Below are 16,154 nucleotides of genomic sequence, written 5' to 3'. Positions count from 1 at the left end.
GTTCAGACTGATGTCATGATCGCGATGATATCGATGCTGATCGTTGCCACACACGTGATCCTGTTCATCGGTCTGATGCTGCTGGATCTCGTGCAGAAGGAGAAGAACGCGTGAAGAAGCTGGCCCTGCTGGCACCTGTCGCAGTCATTCCCGCCGCCCTGCTGCTGGGGGGCGCCGGCCCGCTGCCGCCGTCCACCCCCGATCTCGGCAAGGCCGAAGGCCAATGCCGCCCTGGCGAGCATGGCCCCTCGTTCATGGTCGATATCCTGGGCCTGAAGGACCACACCGGCAAGCTCAAGCTGGAAGTCTATCCGGCCAACGACAGCGATTTCCTGGCCGACGACAACGTGCTGGTCGGCGCGGGCAAGACGTTTCGCCGCGTGGAGGTCAACACCCCGGCCGAACCCACGCCACGCCTGTGCGTGCGCCTGCCCGGCCCTGGCCAATACACCGTTTCGGTGCTGCATGACCGCGACGGCAACCGCAAGTTCAACTGGCAGCGCGACGGCATCGGCTTTTCCGGCAACCCCCGCCTGGGCTGGTCCAAGCCCAAGGCGGCCAGCGCCACCGTTTCGGCTGGAAACGGACCGACCACGTTGCGGATCGTGATGAACTACCGTAACGGTCTGATGTCGGTGGGGCCACTCAAGGGCGCGTGATGAAGCTTGTCGATGTTAGCGCATTCTACGCCCCCAAGGGCGGCGGGGTGCGCACCTATGTCGATCGCAAGCTCAAGGCAGCGGCGGCGCTGGGGCATGACATTACCGTCATCGCCCCTGGCCAGCGCGACCATGTCGAAGAGCGCGGCCCCAATGGCCGCATCCGCTGGCTGAAGAGCCAGCTGTTCCCGCTCGATTTCAACTATCGCTGGTTTTCCGACATCCCCGCGCTCTATGCCGCGCTGGACGAGGAAAAGCCGGATTTCGTCGAGGCATCGTCGCCCTGGCGCAGCGCCAGCGTGATTGCCGATTGGCCCGGCCACGCGCCGCGTGCGCTGATCATGCATGCCGATCCGCTCTCGGCCTATGCCTATCGCTGGTTCGATCCGGTGGCCACGCGGCCCACGATCGACAAGGCTTTCGAGCGCTATTGGCGGCATCTGCGCCGCCTGGACGAGCGCTATGACATGATCGTCAGCGCCAGCGCCAGCCTGTCTGACCGGCTCACTGCCGGTGGCCTGACGCGGGTGGTCACCAACCCGATGGGCGTCGACCCCGGCATTTTCTCGCCCGAATTCCGCGATCTGGCGCTGCGCAAGGGCATGCTCGAGCTGTGCGAGCTGCCAGAGGATGCCACGCTGCTGCTGGGCGTCGGGCGCTTTGCCCCGGAAAAGCGCTGGCCCATGCTGGTCGATGCCGTCACCGCCGCGGGAAACCGCCGCCCGGTGGGCATGGTGCTGGCCGGCCAGGGGCGCGAGCGCAAGGCGATCGAGCGGCGCATTGGCGGAAATCCGCATATCCGCGTGCTCGCCCCGATCACCAAGCGCCACGAACTGGCCCGCGTGATGGCCAGCACCGATGCCCTGCTGCATGGCTGTGAGGCCGAGACATTCTGCATGGTCGCCGCCGAAGCCAGAGCGAGCGGCCTGCCGCTGATCGCGCCCGACCAGGGCGGCGCCAGCGACCAGGCGCGCGCGTCGAACGGGTGGATTTACGAATCCGCCAACGCCGCTGCCGCGACCGAAGCCGTGGCGCAATATGCCCTGGCGCGCGAAAGCGGGCTGGATGGCCCCCGCGCCGACCTGCCGCCGCCGCGCACGATGGACGATCACTTCCGCGAGCTGTTCGCCAGCTATGAAGCGGTGCTGGCAGGCGCGCGCCAGGCGGCCTGATCTGGCGGTTTGCGCCGGGTTTGCGCAAGGTTTCCACCACCCCCAACCCCCTCCTCTGAAGAGGAGGGGGCTTTTTTATGCCTGCTCCCCCTCCTGGGGTCGGGGGGTGGTGGAAACCTTGCACCGTAACGAAAAGGGGCGGCAGGTTTCCCCGCCGCCCCTTTTGTTTCGTGTGCTGGCGCGATCAGAAGTTGATCGTGGCATCCAGGCCATAGGTGCGCGGCGCGTTGAAGTTGCCGTAGTCACCCAGCACGCCGCCGATCTTGCCCGTGGTGCCAACCGCGAAGGCAGGCAGCGAGTTCGACGGATCGCGGCGATAGACATAGGCGGTGTTGAACAGGTTGCGACCCCACAGACCCACCGTCAGCTTCTGGCCAGTGCTCGACACCGGAATGTCGGCCAGGGCCAGGCGGCCGTTGAATACCACCGAAGCGTCGTTCTTGGTGGCATACTGGTCAAACGTCTGGGTGGCCTGCGAATAGTTGCCATCCAAGTGCAGGCGCACTTCGGCGCCGTTGGTGCCGATCGGGTGGGCATAGTCGATCGAGCCCGACGCCGCGTTGCGCGGGGTGAACACCACATAGACGTTCTGGGTGATGCCGGTGAACGGGTTCGTCACCTGCGGCAGCTTGGTGTAGGTATAGGCGTAGGAGGCGTTCAGCGTCAGGCCTTCCACCGGCTTGACCGTCAGATCGGCTTCGATGCCGCGGATCTTGGTCACACCGGGGACATTGACCGTTTCCAGCACGTTGACGTTGGACGAACCCGACACGTAGATCGCGTTGAAGTCCACCTGGCTGTTCTTGCGGTCCATGATGTAGCCGGCGATGTTGAACCGGGCGCGGTGATCCCAGAAGTCGCTCTTGAGGCCGACTTCATAGGACTTCACGTTTTCCGGATCGAACCCGCGATACGTGGGCGAGCGCGAGGATGCACCGCCAGCGCGATAGCCGGTGGCATACTTAGCATAGACATGCAGGCCATCGTTCACGTCATAGGCGATGGTCGCCATCGGATTGAACTTGTTCCAGGTCTTGTCCAGCGTGTTGCCATTGGCAGCATTGCGGAACGTGACCAGCGTGCCCTTCTTTTCGTCGTGGGTGTAGCGGCCGCCCACGGTGATGTGCAGTGCCTCGGTCGGGTTGACGGTCGCCTGGGCGTAGCCGGCCAGGCTCTTGGAATTGGCCACCGATGCACGGTCGATCGAGGCGAACGGATTTTGCAACGCGGCGGTGTTGATGGTGTAGCCGGTGCCGTCAGCGTTCCAGATGTTGGAGTTGGGCGTGGCGGCGTTATCCGACACGTGCTCGTTGAAGTAGAACACGCCCGCAACGTAATCGACGATGCCGACCGAGCCGACAGCCTGCAGTTCCTGGCTGAACTGGTGCTGCCACAGGTTGGCCAGCGAATAGCGGCTGAATGGCGCATTGGCGGCATAGACCGGCACGCGGTGCGCGCCGCCCGAGTTATCCCACTGTTCGCTGGTCACGCCGCGCCATGCGGTGATCGAGCGCAGTTCGAGTTCGGGCGATACCTTCCACTTCAGGGTGTTGGTAAAGCCGTGGGTGCGGTCGATGCTGGGCTGCTGCGGCACGCCGATATCGGCCACCTTCATGCGCGTCTGGCCGTTGACCACGACAATGCTGGGCGGCTGCACGACGGTGCCCGTCAGCGTGGTGAACGCCGTGCCGGGCGCCACGCACTTGCTGTTGGCGGCAACCGGGCCGGCAACGCAGCCGTTGGGGTTCTTGTTGAGCAGCTGGCTGTAGAATGGCGAGTTGCTGTCCCAGCCGTTGTCATAGCTGAAATCGTTGGTGATATCGCTTGTCGGCTTCCAGCGCACGGCGATGCGGCCACCGCGACGGTCGAAATAGTTCCAGCCGGTCTGGCCCGCCAGCGGGTTCTTGACCGTGGCGCCCTGGTACTGGGCCACGCCATCGAGCTTGACCGAGAAGTTGTGGTATTCGGGCAGGTCGAGGTGGATTTCACCGTTGTACGAGCCGTAGTTGCCAAAGCCGCCGCTGATGCGGCCACCGAACTGGCCCGAGGGCGCCTTGGACACGAGGCTGAGCGCGCCGCCTTCGGTGTTGCGGCCGAACAGGGTGCCCTGCGGGCCCTTGAGCACTTCGACGCGTTCCATGTCGAACAGCGCGGCGTTGAGGCCATGCTGGCGGCCCATGTAGACGCCATCGATATAGACGCCCACGCCCTGCTCGCGCGCCGGCTGGTTGGCGTCGAGCGGCACGATGCCGCGAATGCCGATAGTCAGCGCGGTCTGGCGCGCTTCGAAGGTGGCCACGCGCAGCGACGGCACGGCGCCATCGGCCAGGTCGAGCAGGCTCTGGACGTGGCGGTCCTTGATCGTTTCAGCCGAAACGACGTTGATCGAGATCGGCGTCTTCTGAAGGTTGGTTTCCCGCTTGGTGGCGGTGACCACGATTTCGGTCAGGCCCTTTTCACCCGCAGAAGCATCGCTTGCCGGTGCTTCTGCCGCAGCATCGGCAGCCGGTGCAGTGTCGGCCGCGAAAGCCGGCATGGCGTTCAGCGCAAGCGCGCCCGCCCCGGCCAGAAGGCCGGCACGAACAGTGTTCTTCAACATCGGATTTCCCTCACTGGTGAGGCTCAAACGCCCCTTCGCGCCACCCCCTAGGTGGGCATGGCTGCACTTTTGTGACGCGCGCATGTCAGGAATTGTCACATTTGACCAAAACCTGACATTTTCCGCAGCAAAATCGGCGGATTACCGCGATTTCCTGCAGTTCATGGCAAAATGTGTCCGCACAAAAAAAGCCCCGCTCCGGGCAAACCGAAGCGGGGCCGATCAGGCGAATCGCGCGGGGGCACACGGCCCCCGCGCGCAGGGTGGATCAGAAGCCGGCCTTGAGCGTCACGAAGACCTGACGCGGCGCACCGGCCAGCAGGGTCTGGTTGTCGCCCGAGAAGCCGAAGCCGTTGGAACCAATCGTGGCGATGTAGCTCTTGTCGAACAGGTTGGTGCCATTGACCTGGATTTCGAGCGGCGTGCGCTGGCCCACGTCGATGCGATAGCCCAGCGTGGCATCGACCAGGGCACGGCCCGGCACCGACTGGTCGTTGAGGTAGGTGAAATAGCGCTTGGACATATAGTTGACCGCAACGCGCCCGAAGAACGAATTGCTGTCATACGAGATTTCGCCGCGCGCCAGGTGCTTGGGCGTGTCGACCACGGTCTTGCCGGCGGTGAGCGCCGTCCCGTTGGCGGTCACCACGTTGTCGCGATAGGTGTTGTTGTTGTAGCTGTAGGAAGCGAACAGCGCGAAGCCGTAGGGCAGCTTGTAGTTCACCACCGCTTCCAGGCCATAGGCGCGGACGTTGCCCACGTTCTGCACGAGGTTGGCCGCGCCGACGATGCCGACCGAGGTGGGGATCGTCAGCAGGCGATTGCGGAAGTTGACGAGGTAACCGCCGAGCACGGCGTTGAGCGGCCCGTTGTTGACGCGCAGGCCGCCTTCATAGGTATCGGACTGTTCGGGCTTGAGGCCATTGGCGGCGATCTGGTTGAAGCCGGCCTGGGTGGTGGAGAACGGGCTGGAGGTGGCGTCTGCCGTGAAGGCCCGCGTCACCTGGGTGAAGCCGGCAAAGACTTCGGCGCCGCCGCCCAGCTTGTAGGTGAGGCCAGCGTGCGGCTGGAACCAGTCGCGCGCTTCGAGGCGGCCCACCGCTAGGTTGCTCTGCGCCGCCAGCTTGGACGCGCGATTGATCACGTCAAAGCCCTTCCAGCCGAGATTGATCTTTAGCGCGCCCAGATCGATATCGTCCATCACGTAGTACTGCACCGTGGTGGTGTTGTACGCCATGTACCACTGCGTGGCGAACGGATCGGTCAGGAAGTGGTGGAAGTCGATCCCGGGAACGGTGCGGCTGGTCAGCCCATAAAACCGGCGTGCCTGGTTGAAATCGTTGTTTTCGGCCCAGCCACCCACGGTGAGCTTGTTCTTGTTCAGATCGACCACGAAATCGCCGAACACGCCTTCGCGCTTGATGTCGTATTCGGTGGTGCGCACCGACATCGGCACGCCGCTGGGGCTGGCGAGATAGGGCGTGCCCCACAGGCCCTGGCCGCGATTGTGGTGATAGTAGGACTTGATGTTGAACGAGATCGTATCGTTCAGCGGGCCGCTGGCGCCAAAGGCATAGACCCAGTCACGGCGCAGGCCGGCAGCGTCGTAATAGGCATCATCGGCGTTGATCATGTTGTCGGGATAGGTGGTGCCGGCGGCCGGGTTGGTCGGCTTGACGCCGGTATAGCCGGTGTTGGCGCCAACGTCGGCGGCAAGCACGGCCGTGGCATACTGGTGCGGGCCGAAGTTGTCCCAGTTGTAGCCATGGCGCGCGATCAGCGCGAGCGAGAGATCCTGGTAGTCCTGCTCGACGCGGTCGGAATAGCTGTACCAGCCTTCCAGGTTGATGCGGCCGGCAGGCGCAATGAACTTGAAGTTGGTCATCAGCGTGCGCTGCTGGCCATCGCCCTTCCACTTGTTGCCGTTCTGGTACTGCAACGACCCGAACGCGCGCACGCCATCGGGCGTGCCCACGGCCAGACGGCCGAAGCCGCGCCAGGTTTCCGACGAACCATAGGAACCGCTGGCATCGATGGCGACGTGGTGATCGCGCAGCAGTTCGGCCGGATCGATCGACTTGAATTCCAGCGTGCCGCCCAGGTTGCTGGTCGACTGCGTGTCGATCGCGCCCGAACCCTGGCTGACGGCGGTGACGCCGATGTTTTCCGGGCTGATCGCGCGGCTGACATGCAGGCCGTTGTTGTTGCCATAGCTCATGTTGCCGAGCGGGATGCCGTCGAGCGTGAAGCCCAGCTGGTTCTGGTTGAAACCGCGAATGGTGACGCGGGTGGACCATTCATAGTTACCGAACGCGTCAGCCGACTGGAAGTTGACGCTGGGCAGCTTTTCAATGGCCTTGAGCGGGCTGGTGCCCGACGCCAGGATCGCCAGGTCGGCGGCCTTGATTTCCTGCGTCTGGCGGGTCTGCCCGGTGCCCAGCACCACGATTTCCGGGCCATTGGCGGCGGCATCGGGCGCGGATTCAGGCGCGGGCGCGGCAGCGTCGGCGGCAAAGGCGGGGCAGGAGAAAAGCACGGCGCAGCCGGCAAGCAGGGCAGAAACGCGACGCATGGTAATCCCTCATGGATTTTGCCCCCGTGCAAAAGGGGGAATGGTGCGACGCGCCGGCTAGCCCCGTGCGGTTTCAGATTGATGCCGTTTCGATGACAGTTTGGCGGCACTACCCCAGATTATGCGTCATCAAACCGTCATGGATGGCGCCGGCCTGCCGCGCGCAGTCGAGCGCCAGCAGCCGTTCCAGCAACCAGCTGCGCGCCGGCCCGGTCGGGCTGTCACGCCGCCATTGCGCGTGGATCGGATAGGTGATGCAATCGCCTTCCGGCATGGCGAGGTGGACCAGACGGCCACTGGCCAGGTCATCGGCCACGACATGGCGGGGCATGTTGCCCCAGCCGATGCCCTGGCGCAGCAGGGCATGCTTGGCGCCCAGATCGCCCAGCCGCCAGGTGCGCGCCGCCAGGACCGAGAAATCGCGTCCCTGGGTCAGCGCGGAACGATCGGTGAGGACGAGCTGGAGATATTGCCGCCCCGTGCCCGGCGCCACCGCGCTCATCCTTGCCAGCGCGTGGCCGGGGGCGGCCACCGGCACCAGCTCGACCGCGCCGATGGCGATGCGATCGAGTGCGGGATCATCGACCAGCACCGCGCCGGTGATCGCCAGGTCTGCCTGGCCATCGAGCAGTTGCCCGGGCACGGCCCCGAGTGCCTCGACGTGCAGGCGCAGATCGACGGTGGGGAACGCCACCAGGAATTCCTGCAACAGATGGGCCAAGGCCTCGGTCGGGAACATGACGTCCACCGCCAGGGTCAATTCGGCCTCGAGCCCCTGGTTATGCCCGCGCACGCGGGCCATCAGCGCATCGACATCGTCGGCCACGGCACGCGCGCTGGCCAGCACGGCGCGGCCGGCATCGGTCAACTGCGGCTTGCGCGATCCCTCGCGGTCGAACAACACGACACCCAACTGCGCCTCAAGATTGGCAATGCCATAGCTGACCACCGAGATCGCCCGGCCCAGCCGGCGCGCGGCGCCGTTGAACGTCCCCTCATCGACAACCGCCAGAAAGATGCGGATCTGGTCAATGCTGGGCTGGCCCACATCCATGCCGCGCTACTCCATTCAACGAAACTGAACATTCTTATCCGAAATATGGGGATTTTAGAAAAGGACAAAAGCCGCCAGACAGCACGCGACGCATTCCCCCACCGCTTTTGCCCCAGAAGGATTCGATCCCATGACCACCCGCACTGCCGATCCCCGCGTACTGCCCCTGATCGTGGACCGCTGGTCGCCGCGCGCGTTTGACGGCGCCGCCGTTCCGGCTGAAGACCTTGCGGTGATATTCGAGGCAGCGGGCCTGGCGCCTTCGGCATTCAACTATCAGCCCTGGCGGTTTCTCTATGCCGTGCCCGGTGATGCCAACTGGGCCGCGTTCCTCGACATCCTGATCCCGTTCAACCAGGGCTGGGCCAAGGATGCGGGCGCGCTGGTGTTCATCGTGTCGGACGAATCGATGCGCAAGGACGATGGCACCGCCAATCCCAACCACAGCCACAGCTTTGACGCTGGCGCAGCCTGGGCCATGCTGGCGTTGCAGGCCACTGCGCTGGGCTATCACACCCATGGCATGACCGGGATCGATTTTGCCAAGGCGCGCGACGTGCTGGGCGTGCCCGAAGGCTGGCGCGTGGAAGCGGCCGTGGCCATCGGCCGCCAGGATAGCCCGGAAAAGCTGCCCGATTTCCTCAAGGAACGCGAAGCACCCAGCGGGCGCAAGCCGGTGGCCGAAGTGGCCGTTGCCGGAACCTTCGCCAGCCTGCCCGCCTGATACGCCAAGGCGAAACGGTTCCCGCTGTCGCAACGGCCAGTGGGATGTAGAGCACATTTCGTCGCATTGGCCGGGGCGCGCCCTTGGCAGCGGCGGGAACCGACGCCACGTTGGCCCCCATAGCATAACGCAATTGTTTGTTTCGGGGTCTCGCAATCATGACATTTGGCAGGCGCCAGTTCCTTGGCGCACTTGCCGGATCGGCGGCCTCGGCGCTGTTTCCGCGCGCGGCGGCAGAAGCGATTGCGCCTATCCAGGGTTCGAACGGTGCCTGGGCACCCGGCCTTGGCCCCGGCGCAGCCACGCTTCCTCCCCCCTCGCCCGCGGCAGACAGCCCGGCTCTGCTGACCCGCGCTCTTGGTGCACTGCGCGAACATGGCAACCATGTTGCCGCGCAAGACGTAATCGGCATCGTCGATTTCTCCGCCCCCTCGCGGGAGGCGCGCTTCCAACTGGTCGATGTGGCCAGCGGCCGGGTCTTGTCCTCCCACCTCGTGGCGCATGGCCGGGGTTCCGATCCGGCCAACAAAGGCTGGGTGGAACGGCTTTCGAACGAATACGGTTCGGAAGCATCGTGCAGCGGCAGCTTCCTGACCGGCGACACCTATTACGGGCGGCATGGTCGTTCGCGCCGGCTGATCGGCCTCGATCCGGAAAACAATCTCGCGCAGATGCGCGGCATCGTGATCCACGCCGCCAGCTATGTCGGCCCCGACATTGCCAACATGCAGGGCCGAGTCGGCCGCAGCCAGGGCTGCTTTGCCGTGTCGAACACCGATATCGATCGTGTGCTGGGGCTGCTCGGCCCTGGCCGGCTGCTCTACGCCGCGCGCTGAGCCAGCGCGTGGCGGTGCCGCGAATTGCCGCCTGCGCCACGACCAGAACAACCCAATAAAGCGCGGCACACGCGCATCGGTTCCCATGATCACCCGAAAGGGCTCTAACGTGGGTTAATGCTTGCCTCGCAAGCCTTTCTGTGATCCCGACAGACATTCTCCCGCGGGTTGCTGCTACTTGTCACAAAGTGTCGCAGGGCGTTGCCAAATCGGCTTTCGTCCACTTTGGCCGACAAGGCTGTGCTACGCGGCCCTGCGAATCATACATGTCGGTGAAATAATGTTGCACAGTCTTCCGGTTGCTCCCTCCTTCCGGTTCCCGGCCCTTCGCCTGGCGGCCACCCGCGCGCTCACGCCCCTGGCCCTGGCCGCCCTGCCCCTGGGCGCCACGCTGATGCTGGGTGGTTGCGGCAAGGGCCAGGAAGGCCCGCCCAAGCAAGACGCGCAGGTTGGCTATATCGTGGCCACGCCCACGGCCGTGCCGGTGTCCACCGAGCTGTCCGGCCGCACCGTGGCCAGCCAGATTGCCGAAGTGCGCCCGCAGGTGACCGGCATCATCATGGACCGCCTGTTCACCGAAGGCAGCATGGTGCGCGCCGGCCAGCCGCTCTACCAGATCGACTCCCGCAGCTATGCCGCCACGGCAAGCCAGGCCGCCGGCAATCTGGCCGCCACCCGCGCCACGGTGGAATCGCTGCGTCTCAAGGCCGAACGCTACAAGGTGCTGGCTGACCAGGGCGGCATTTCCCGCCAGGACGCCGCCGATGCTCTGGCGGCCTACAACCAGGCGCGCGGGCAAGTCATGGCCTATCAGGGCGCGTTGCAGGCGGCCAAGGTCAACCTGGGCTTTACCCGCATCCTCGCGCCGATCAGCGGCCGCATCGGTGTGTCCAGCGTGACCAAGGGCGCGCTCGTCACCTCCAGCCAAACCGATGCGCTGGCCAAGATTCAAAAGCTGGACCCGATGTGGGTCAACATCCAGCAATCGAGCAACGATTACATGGCGCTGCGCCGCGCGCTGCAATCGGGCAAGCTGTCGGCCGATGGCTCGGCCCCGGTCAAGGTGATCCTGGCCGATGGAACCGAGTGGCCGGTGGAAGGCCGCCTCAACTTTGCCGATGTGGACGTCAACAGCCAGACCGGCACGGTGATTCTGCGCGTGACCGTGCCCAACCCCAAGGGTGACCTGCTGCCCGGCCTGTTCGTCAAGGCGCGGCTGGTCCAGGGCATCGTGCCCAACGGCATTCTGGTGCCGCAGGGCGCGGTCAGCCGCACCCCGCGTGGCACGGCCACGGTTCTGGTGATCAATGCCAAGGGCCAGGCGGAAACCCGCGACGTGACCGCTGAAACGCCGGTGGGCAACAACTGGCTGGTGACCAGCGGCCTGGCCGCCGGTGACAAGGTGATCACGGAAGGGCTGATCAAGGCCAAGCCGGGCGCCAAGGTCAAGGGCACGCCTGCGGCGGCTCCTGCTGCTGCGCCTGCTGCCGATGCCACCCCTGCCCCGGCCAGCGCGGGGGCAAAGTAACGCCCCATGCTGTCGCGCTTCTTTGCCAATCGCCCGATCTTTGCCTGGGTCATCGCCATCGTGGTGATGTCTGCGGGCGCCTTTTCCATCACCACCATGGGGGTGGAACAATACCCCGACATTGCCCCGCCAACCGTTTCGATCAGCGCCACCTACAACGGGGCTGATGCGCAGGCGGTGGAAAACAGCGTGACGCAGGTGCTTGAGCAGCAGCTCAAGGGCATCGACGGCATGCTCTATTTCACCTCGACCAGCAGCAACGGCTCGGCCAATATCACCACCACGTTCGAGAAGGGCACCAACCCCGATACGGCGCAGGTGCAGGTGCAGAACGCCATTTCGCGCGCAACCAGCCGCCTGCCCACCGTGGTGCAGCAGCAGGGCGTGACGGTGACCAAGGCGCAGAATGACCAGCTCTTGGTCATGGCGCTTTATGACACCACCGGCCGCAGCACCAATGCCGACATCGCCGACTATCTGACCACGCGCATCCAGGACCCGCTCTCGCGCGTCGAAGGCGTGGGCTCGGCCGACGTCTATGGTTCGTCCTATGCCATGCGCATCTGGCTCGATCCGGCCAAGCTTGCCGCGGTCAACCTGATGCCGTCCGACGTGAACGCCGCGCTGACCGCGCAGAACACCCAGGTCGCCGCCGGCGAAGTGGGTGCCCTGCCCGCGCCGCAAGGCCAACGTCTGGACGCTACGGTCACCGCGCGTTCGCGCCTGCAGACGGTGGATGATTTCAAGAAGGTCATTCTCAAAACCAGCGCCGATGGCGGCGAAGTGCGTCTGTCCGACGTGGCGCGCGTGGAGATGGGCCAGGAAAGCTATTCCTCGATCAACACGCTCAATGGCAGTGCGGCCACCGGGATCGCGGTCAGCCTTGCCTCGGGCGCGAACGCGATGAAGACGGCACAGCTGGTCAAGGCCAAGATCGACGAGCTGGCCAAGTCCATGCCCGAAGGCTACCAGATCTCCTACCCGCGCGATTCCAGCACCTTCGTCAAAATCTCGATCGAGGAAGTGGTAAAGGCCCTGCTCGAAGCGATCGCGCTGGTCGTGGTCGTGATGTTCCTGTTCCTGCAGAACTGGCGCGCCACGCTGATTCCGGCGATCGCGGTTCCGGTGGTGCTGCTCGGCACGTTCGGCATCCTGGCGCTGCTGGGCTATACCATCAACACGCTGACCATGTTCGGCTTGGTGCTGGCGATCGGCCTGCTGGTCGACGATGCCATTGTCGTGGTCGAAAACGTCGAGCGTGTGATGCACGAGGAGCATCTTTCGCCGCTCGATGCCACGGTCAAGTCGATGGGCGAGATCACTTCGGCGCTGATCGGCATCACCCTGGTGCTGACCGCCGTGTTCATCCCCATGGCGTTCTTTGGCGGATCGACTGGTGCGATCTATCGCCAGTTCTCGATCACCATCGTTTCGGCGATGGGGCTTTCCGTGCTGGTCGCTTTGATCCTGACCCCGGCACTGTGCGCCACGCTGCTCAAGGCGGAGGAAAAGCCGCACGGCCGCTTCTTCACCGGCTTCAACCGTCGCTATGACCGGTTGCAGGAAGGCTATCAGAACCGCCTCGGCGGGATCGTCGGCCGCCCCTTGCCGTGGATGCTCGCCTTCGTGGCGATCATCGGCGCGATGGTGTTCCTCTATACCCGCCTGCCCACCAGCTTCCTGCCCGACGAGGACCAGGGCCAGCTGATGATGAGCTACACCCTGCCGGTCGGCTCCACCATGGAGCAGACCCAGGCCGTGGCCAAGCAGGCGCAGGACATTATCCAGCAGACCGAAGGCAACAATATCCGCGCGGTATTCATCATCGCCGGGCGCGGCCAAGGCGGTTCGGGCCAGAATACCGGCCAGGGCTTCATCCTGCTCAAGGATTGGGACGAGCGCGCCGGCAGCGACAACAGCGCCGCAAGTATTTCCGCCCGCCTCAACAAGCTGTTTGCCCAGAAGTTGGGCAGCAAGGCGCAGATCTTCGTGCTGTCGCCGCCGGCTATTCGCGGCTTGGGCAACTCGGCCGGGTTCGACATGTATCTGCAGGACAGCGCCGGCCAAGGCCGCACCGCGCTGACCGCCGCGCGCAAGCAACTGGTCGATGATGCCAACGGCAGTGGCCGCGTGGCGCAAGCCCGCCTGCAGGGCCTGGAAGACACGCCGCAGCTCAACGTCGCGCTCAATGACGAGGCGATCACCGCCTTTCAGATCGCACCGGCAGACGTGAACTCCACCCTGTCGACCGCCTGGGGCGGCACCTATGTCAACGACTTCGTCGACCGGGGCCGCGTGAAGAAGGTGTTCGTCCAGGGCGATGCGCCCTATCGCAGCAAACCGCAGGACCTGGGCCAGTGGTATGTGCGCGGGTCTGACGGGCAGATGGCGCCGTTTGCCGCCTTTGCCCAGACCAACTGGACCGTCGGCGCCCCGGTGCTGCCGCGCTTCAACGGCATCGCGGCGCAGGAAGTGGTGGGCAATCCGGCCAATGGCATCAGTTCGGGCCAGGCGATGCAGACCATGGAAGACCTCGCCGGCAAGCTCAATGGCGGCTACAGCGTGGCGTGGGCGGGCCTGTCGTATCAGGAACGCGCCGCCAGCAGCCAGACCGGCCTGCTCTATGGCGCGTCGATCTTCTTCATCTTCCTGTGCCTGGCGGCGCTCTATGAAAGCTGGTCGGTGCCGGTGTCGGTGCTGCTGGTCATTCCGCTCGGCGTGATCGGCGCCGTGCTGGCCGTGACGCTGCGCGGGTTCAACAACGACATCTATTTCCAGGTGGCGCTGCTCACCACGATCGGGCTTTCGGCCAAGAACGCGATCCTGATCGTGGAATTTGCCGAGGCAGCGCTGCATCGCGGTGTTGCCCCGATGGAAGCCGCGCTGGAAGCGGCACGGCTGCGTTTCCGCCCGATCATCATGACCTCGGTGGCGTTCATCGCCGGGGTCATTCCGCTGGCGGTGGCGAGCGGGGCCGGCGCCAATGGCCGCCGCGCGATCGGCACTGGCGTGCTGGGCGGCATGCTCTCGGCCACGCTGCTGGCGATCTTCCTGGTGCCGCTGTTCTTCGTGCTGGTGAAGCGCGTCTTCGCTCGCGGCAAGAACGGCAAGGACACGCCCCCGGCCGATAGCCACGCCATGGACAAGGAGCCGCAGGCATGACCGCGCCCATCGTGAAAACCGCCCGGGCCGCACTGTGCGGCGTGGCCGTGATGGCGCTTGGCGCCTGCAACCTGGCGCCCAAGTATGTGCGCCCCGATCTGCCAGTGGCGCCCAGCCTGCCGCAGGGCGCCAGCTATCCGACGCTGGCCGATGGCGCCGGCGGCGTTGACGCGATCGGCTGGCAGGCGTTCTTCACCGACCAGCAGTTGCGCGACACGATTGCCCTGGCGCTGTCGAGCAACCGCGACCTGCGCAGCGCGGTGGCTGCCGTGGCGCAGGCGCGCGCCACCTATCGCGTCGATCGCGCCGCGCTGGTGCCCACGGTCACTGCCGGACCCAGCGCCTCGATCTCGCGCAACAGCACGATCCGCAGCGAAAACTACGAGGTAAGCGGCAACGTTTCGGCCTATCAGGTCGATCTGTTCGGCAAGCTGCGCAACACCAGCAAGGCCGCGTTCGAAGCCTATCTGGCCAGCGACGAGGGGCGCAAGGCTACCCAGATCACCGTGGTTTCGGAAACCGCCACGGCCTGGCTGACCCTGGCCGCCGATCGCGACGCGCTCGCCGTGGCCCAGGCCACGTTCGCCTCGCGCAGCAAGACCCTGCAATTGACCCAGCAACTGGAAGCCAATGGCGTGGGCACCAAGTTGGCCATCGCCCAGGCGCAGACCGCGCTGGACACCGCGCGCGCCGATGTGGCGGACTATACCACCTATGTGGCGCAGGATCGCAACGCGCTGGAACTGCTGGTGGGTGCGCCGGTGCCCGAAACACTGTTGCCCAAGACCCTGGGTGACGGGCGCCAGACGCTGGCGAGCCTGCCGGTGGGCCTGGGGTCTGACGTGCTGCTGCGCCGGCCAGACGTGCTTCAGTCAGAGCATACCCTGAAAGCCGCCAACGCGCGCATTGGCGCGGCCCGGGCGGCGTTCTTCCCGTCGATCTCGCTGACTGGCCTGCTTGGCCTGGCCAGTTCCAGCCTGTCGGGGCTGTTCAGCGGCGGCACGTTTGCCTGGTCGGCCAGCGGCAGCGCCACGCAGACACTGTTCGATGGCGGCGCCAATGCCGGCAACCTCGCCTATGCCAAGGCGAGCCGCGATGCGGCGGTGGCGGCCTATGAAAAGTCGATCCAGACCGCGTTTCGCGAAGTGGCCGATGCCCTGGCCCGGCGCGGCACGATCGACGACAAGGTGGCCGCGCAGGAAAGCAATCTTGCCAACGCCGAAAAGGCGGCACGCATCACCCAGTCGCTCTATCAGAACGGCATCAACACGTTCCTGGAACCGCTCGACGCCGAACGTACCGCCTACACGGCGCGGCAGGCGCTGGTCACCGCGCGGCTGGCGCGGGCGACCAACATGGTCACGCTGTATGAAGTGCTCGGCGGCGGGCTGACGCCCTGATCGGGGCGCCGATCGGTCCGTAACGGTCGGGTTGTGGCTGCATCGATCCTTGCCGCAGCGCAGCAGGACAGGAACACTAAGGGCATCGGGACAAGGCCGCGCGCGGCCGTTCCGGTGCCCTGCTGTTTTCCGGCCCAAGGACGCTGCCTGCGATGTCGCTCTCATCCGCTTCCCCTGCCCCGCCTGTGGGGGATGCTCCAGTTCCACCTGGTGCGCCGGCCGGCACGTCGGCTGGGCGCCAACCGCTGCGCGTGGCGCTACTCAACGTGAAGTACAGCCCCAACCTGGGCGATGGGCTGCTGGCCGAATGCCTTGAGCGCGAACTGGCCCATGCGCTGGGCGGGGCCGATGTCTATTCGATCGACATTGCCGGGCGCCATGGCTGGTCGGCCGCATCGGCGGGGCGGCGGCGGCGCATGCTGGCCGTGCTCGAGGCGGTGCCGCCGGC

Annotated in this window: 10 protein-coding genes and 1 pseudogene; 8 read left to right on the top strand and 3 right to left on the bottom strand. The window is 65.4% G+C overall.

The window, feature by feature from the left end; translation table 11 throughout:
- Nucleotides 1-110: 110 nt before the first annotated feature.
- The gene (locus tag H926_RS0116915; protein WP_022677370.1) at nt 111-659 is read left to right on the top strand and encodes a DUF2141 domain-containing protein; all 549 of its coding nucleotides are present in this window, start codon (nt 111-113) and stop codon (nt 657-659) included.
- Nucleotides 659-1,831: a glycosyltransferase gene (locus tag H926_RS0116910; protein ID WP_022677369.1), complete on the top strand. Its 1,173-nt coding sequence runs from the start codon at nt 659-661 to the stop codon at nt 1,829-1,831. Before H926_RS0116915 ends, H926_RS0116910 begins: the two co-directional genes overlap by 1 nt.
- Nucleotides 1,832-2,015: 184 nt before the next feature.
- On the opposite strand, the gene H926_RS0116905 is transcribed toward H926_RS0116910, so the two are convergent.
- From H926_RS0116905 to H926_RS28275, 3 genes are all read right to left on the bottom strand, one after another.
- A complete protein-coding gene (locus tag H926_RS0116905; protein ID WP_022677368.1) occupies nt 2,016-4,430 on the bottom strand; it encodes a TonB-dependent receptor in 2,415 nt (804 codons plus the stop codon).
- A 268-nt stretch (nt 4,431-4,698) separates the two neighbouring features.
- Nucleotides 4,699-7,002 carry a TonB-dependent receptor gene (locus H926_RS0116900; protein ID WP_022677367.1) on the bottom strand — a complete coding sequence of 768 codons (2,304 nt, stop codon included), beginning with the start codon at nt 7,000-7,002 and terminating at the stop codon, nt 4,699-4,701.
- A gap of 109 nt (nt 7,003-7,111) precedes the next feature.
- The gene (locus H926_RS28275) at nt 7,112-8,056 is read right to left on the bottom strand and encodes a LysR family transcriptional regulator (protein ID WP_022677366.1); all 945 of its coding nucleotides are present in this window, start codon (nt 8,054-8,056) and stop codon (nt 7,112-7,114) included.
- A gap of 130 nt (nt 8,057-8,186) precedes the next feature.
- Between H926_RS28275 and H926_RS0116890 the strand changes: the two genes are divergently transcribed.
- From H926_RS0116890 to H926_RS28270, 6 genes and pseudogenes are all read left to right on the top strand, one after another.
- A complete protein-coding gene (locus tag H926_RS0116890) occupies nt 8,187-8,780 on the top strand; it encodes a nitroreductase family protein (RefSeq protein ID WP_022677365.1) in 594 nt (197 codons plus the stop codon).
- Between the two features lie 158 nt (nt 8,781-8,938).
- Nucleotides 8,939-9,616, top strand: a complete 678-nt coding sequence (locus H926_RS0116885) for a murein L,D-transpeptidase catalytic domain-containing protein (protein WP_022677364.1) — start codon at nt 8,939-8,941, stop codon at nt 9,614-9,616.
- A 280-nt stretch (nt 9,617-9,896) separates the two neighbouring features.
- Complete coding sequence (locus H926_RS0116880; RefSeq protein ID WP_022677363.1) at nt 9,897-11,144, top strand: efflux RND transporter periplasmic adaptor subunit; 1,248 nt, start codon at nt 9,897-9,899, stop codon at nt 11,142-11,144.
- Nucleotides 11,145-11,150: 6 nt separating this feature from the next.
- Nucleotides 11,151-14,306 (top strand): efflux RND transporter permease subunit, encoded by a 3,156-nt coding sequence (locus tag H926_RS0116875; protein WP_022677362.1) that lies wholly within the window; start codon nt 11,151-11,153, stop codon nt 14,304-14,306.
- Entirely contained in the window at nt 14,303-15,706 is a 1,404-nt protein-coding gene (locus tag H926_RS0116870) for an efflux transporter outer membrane subunit (RefSeq protein WP_022677361.1), read from the top strand. Before H926_RS0116875 ends, H926_RS0116870 begins: the two co-directional genes overlap by 4 nt.
- A gap of 251 nt (nt 15,707-15,957) precedes the next feature.
- A pseudogene (locus H926_RS28270) lies at nt 15,958-16,154 on the top strand (polysaccharide pyruvyl transferase); the annotation flags it as partial.

The organism is Novosphingobium sp. B-7, assembly GCF_000410615.1.
Lineage (GTDB): Bacteria > Pseudomonadota > Alphaproteobacteria > Sphingomonadales > Sphingomonadaceae > Novosphingobium > Novosphingobium capsulatum.
This window is presented reverse-complemented; position numbering and strand designations above follow the sequence as displayed.

Coding starts and splice junctions, on each gene's coding strand:
- H926_RS0116890 (WP_022677365.1), top strand. CDS start 8,187: ATGACCACCCGCACTGCCGATCCCCGCGTACTGCCCCTGATCGTGGAC.
- H926_RS0116875 (WP_022677362.1), top strand. CDS start 11,151: ATGCTGTCGCGCTTCTTTGCCAATCGCCCGATCTTTGCCTGGGTCATC.
- H926_RS0116910 (WP_022677369.1), top strand. CDS start 659: ATGAAGCTTGTCGATGTTAGCGCATTCTACGCCCCCAAGGGCGGCGGG.
- H926_RS0116880 (WP_022677363.1), top strand. CDS start 9,897: ATGTTGCACAGTCTTCCGGTTGCTCCCTCCTTCCGGTTCCCGGCCCTT.
- H926_RS0116900 (WP_022677367.1), bottom strand. CDS start 7,002: ATGCGTCGCGTTTCTGCCCTGCTTGCCGGCTGCGCCGTGCTTTTCTCC.
- H926_RS28275 (WP_022677366.1), bottom strand. CDS start 8,056: ATGGATGTGGGCCAGCCCAGCATTGACCAGATCCGCATCTTTCTGGCG.
- H926_RS0116870 (WP_022677361.1), top strand. CDS start 14,303: ATGACCGCGCCCATCGTGAAAACCGCCCGGGCCGCACTGTGCGGCGTG.
- H926_RS0116905 (WP_022677368.1), bottom strand. CDS start 4,430: ATGTTGAAGAACACTGTTCGTGCCGGCCTTCTGGCCGGGGCGGGCGCG.
- H926_RS0116885 (WP_022677364.1), top strand. CDS start 8,939: ATGACATTTGGCAGGCGCCAGTTCCTTGGCGCACTTGCCGGATCGGCG.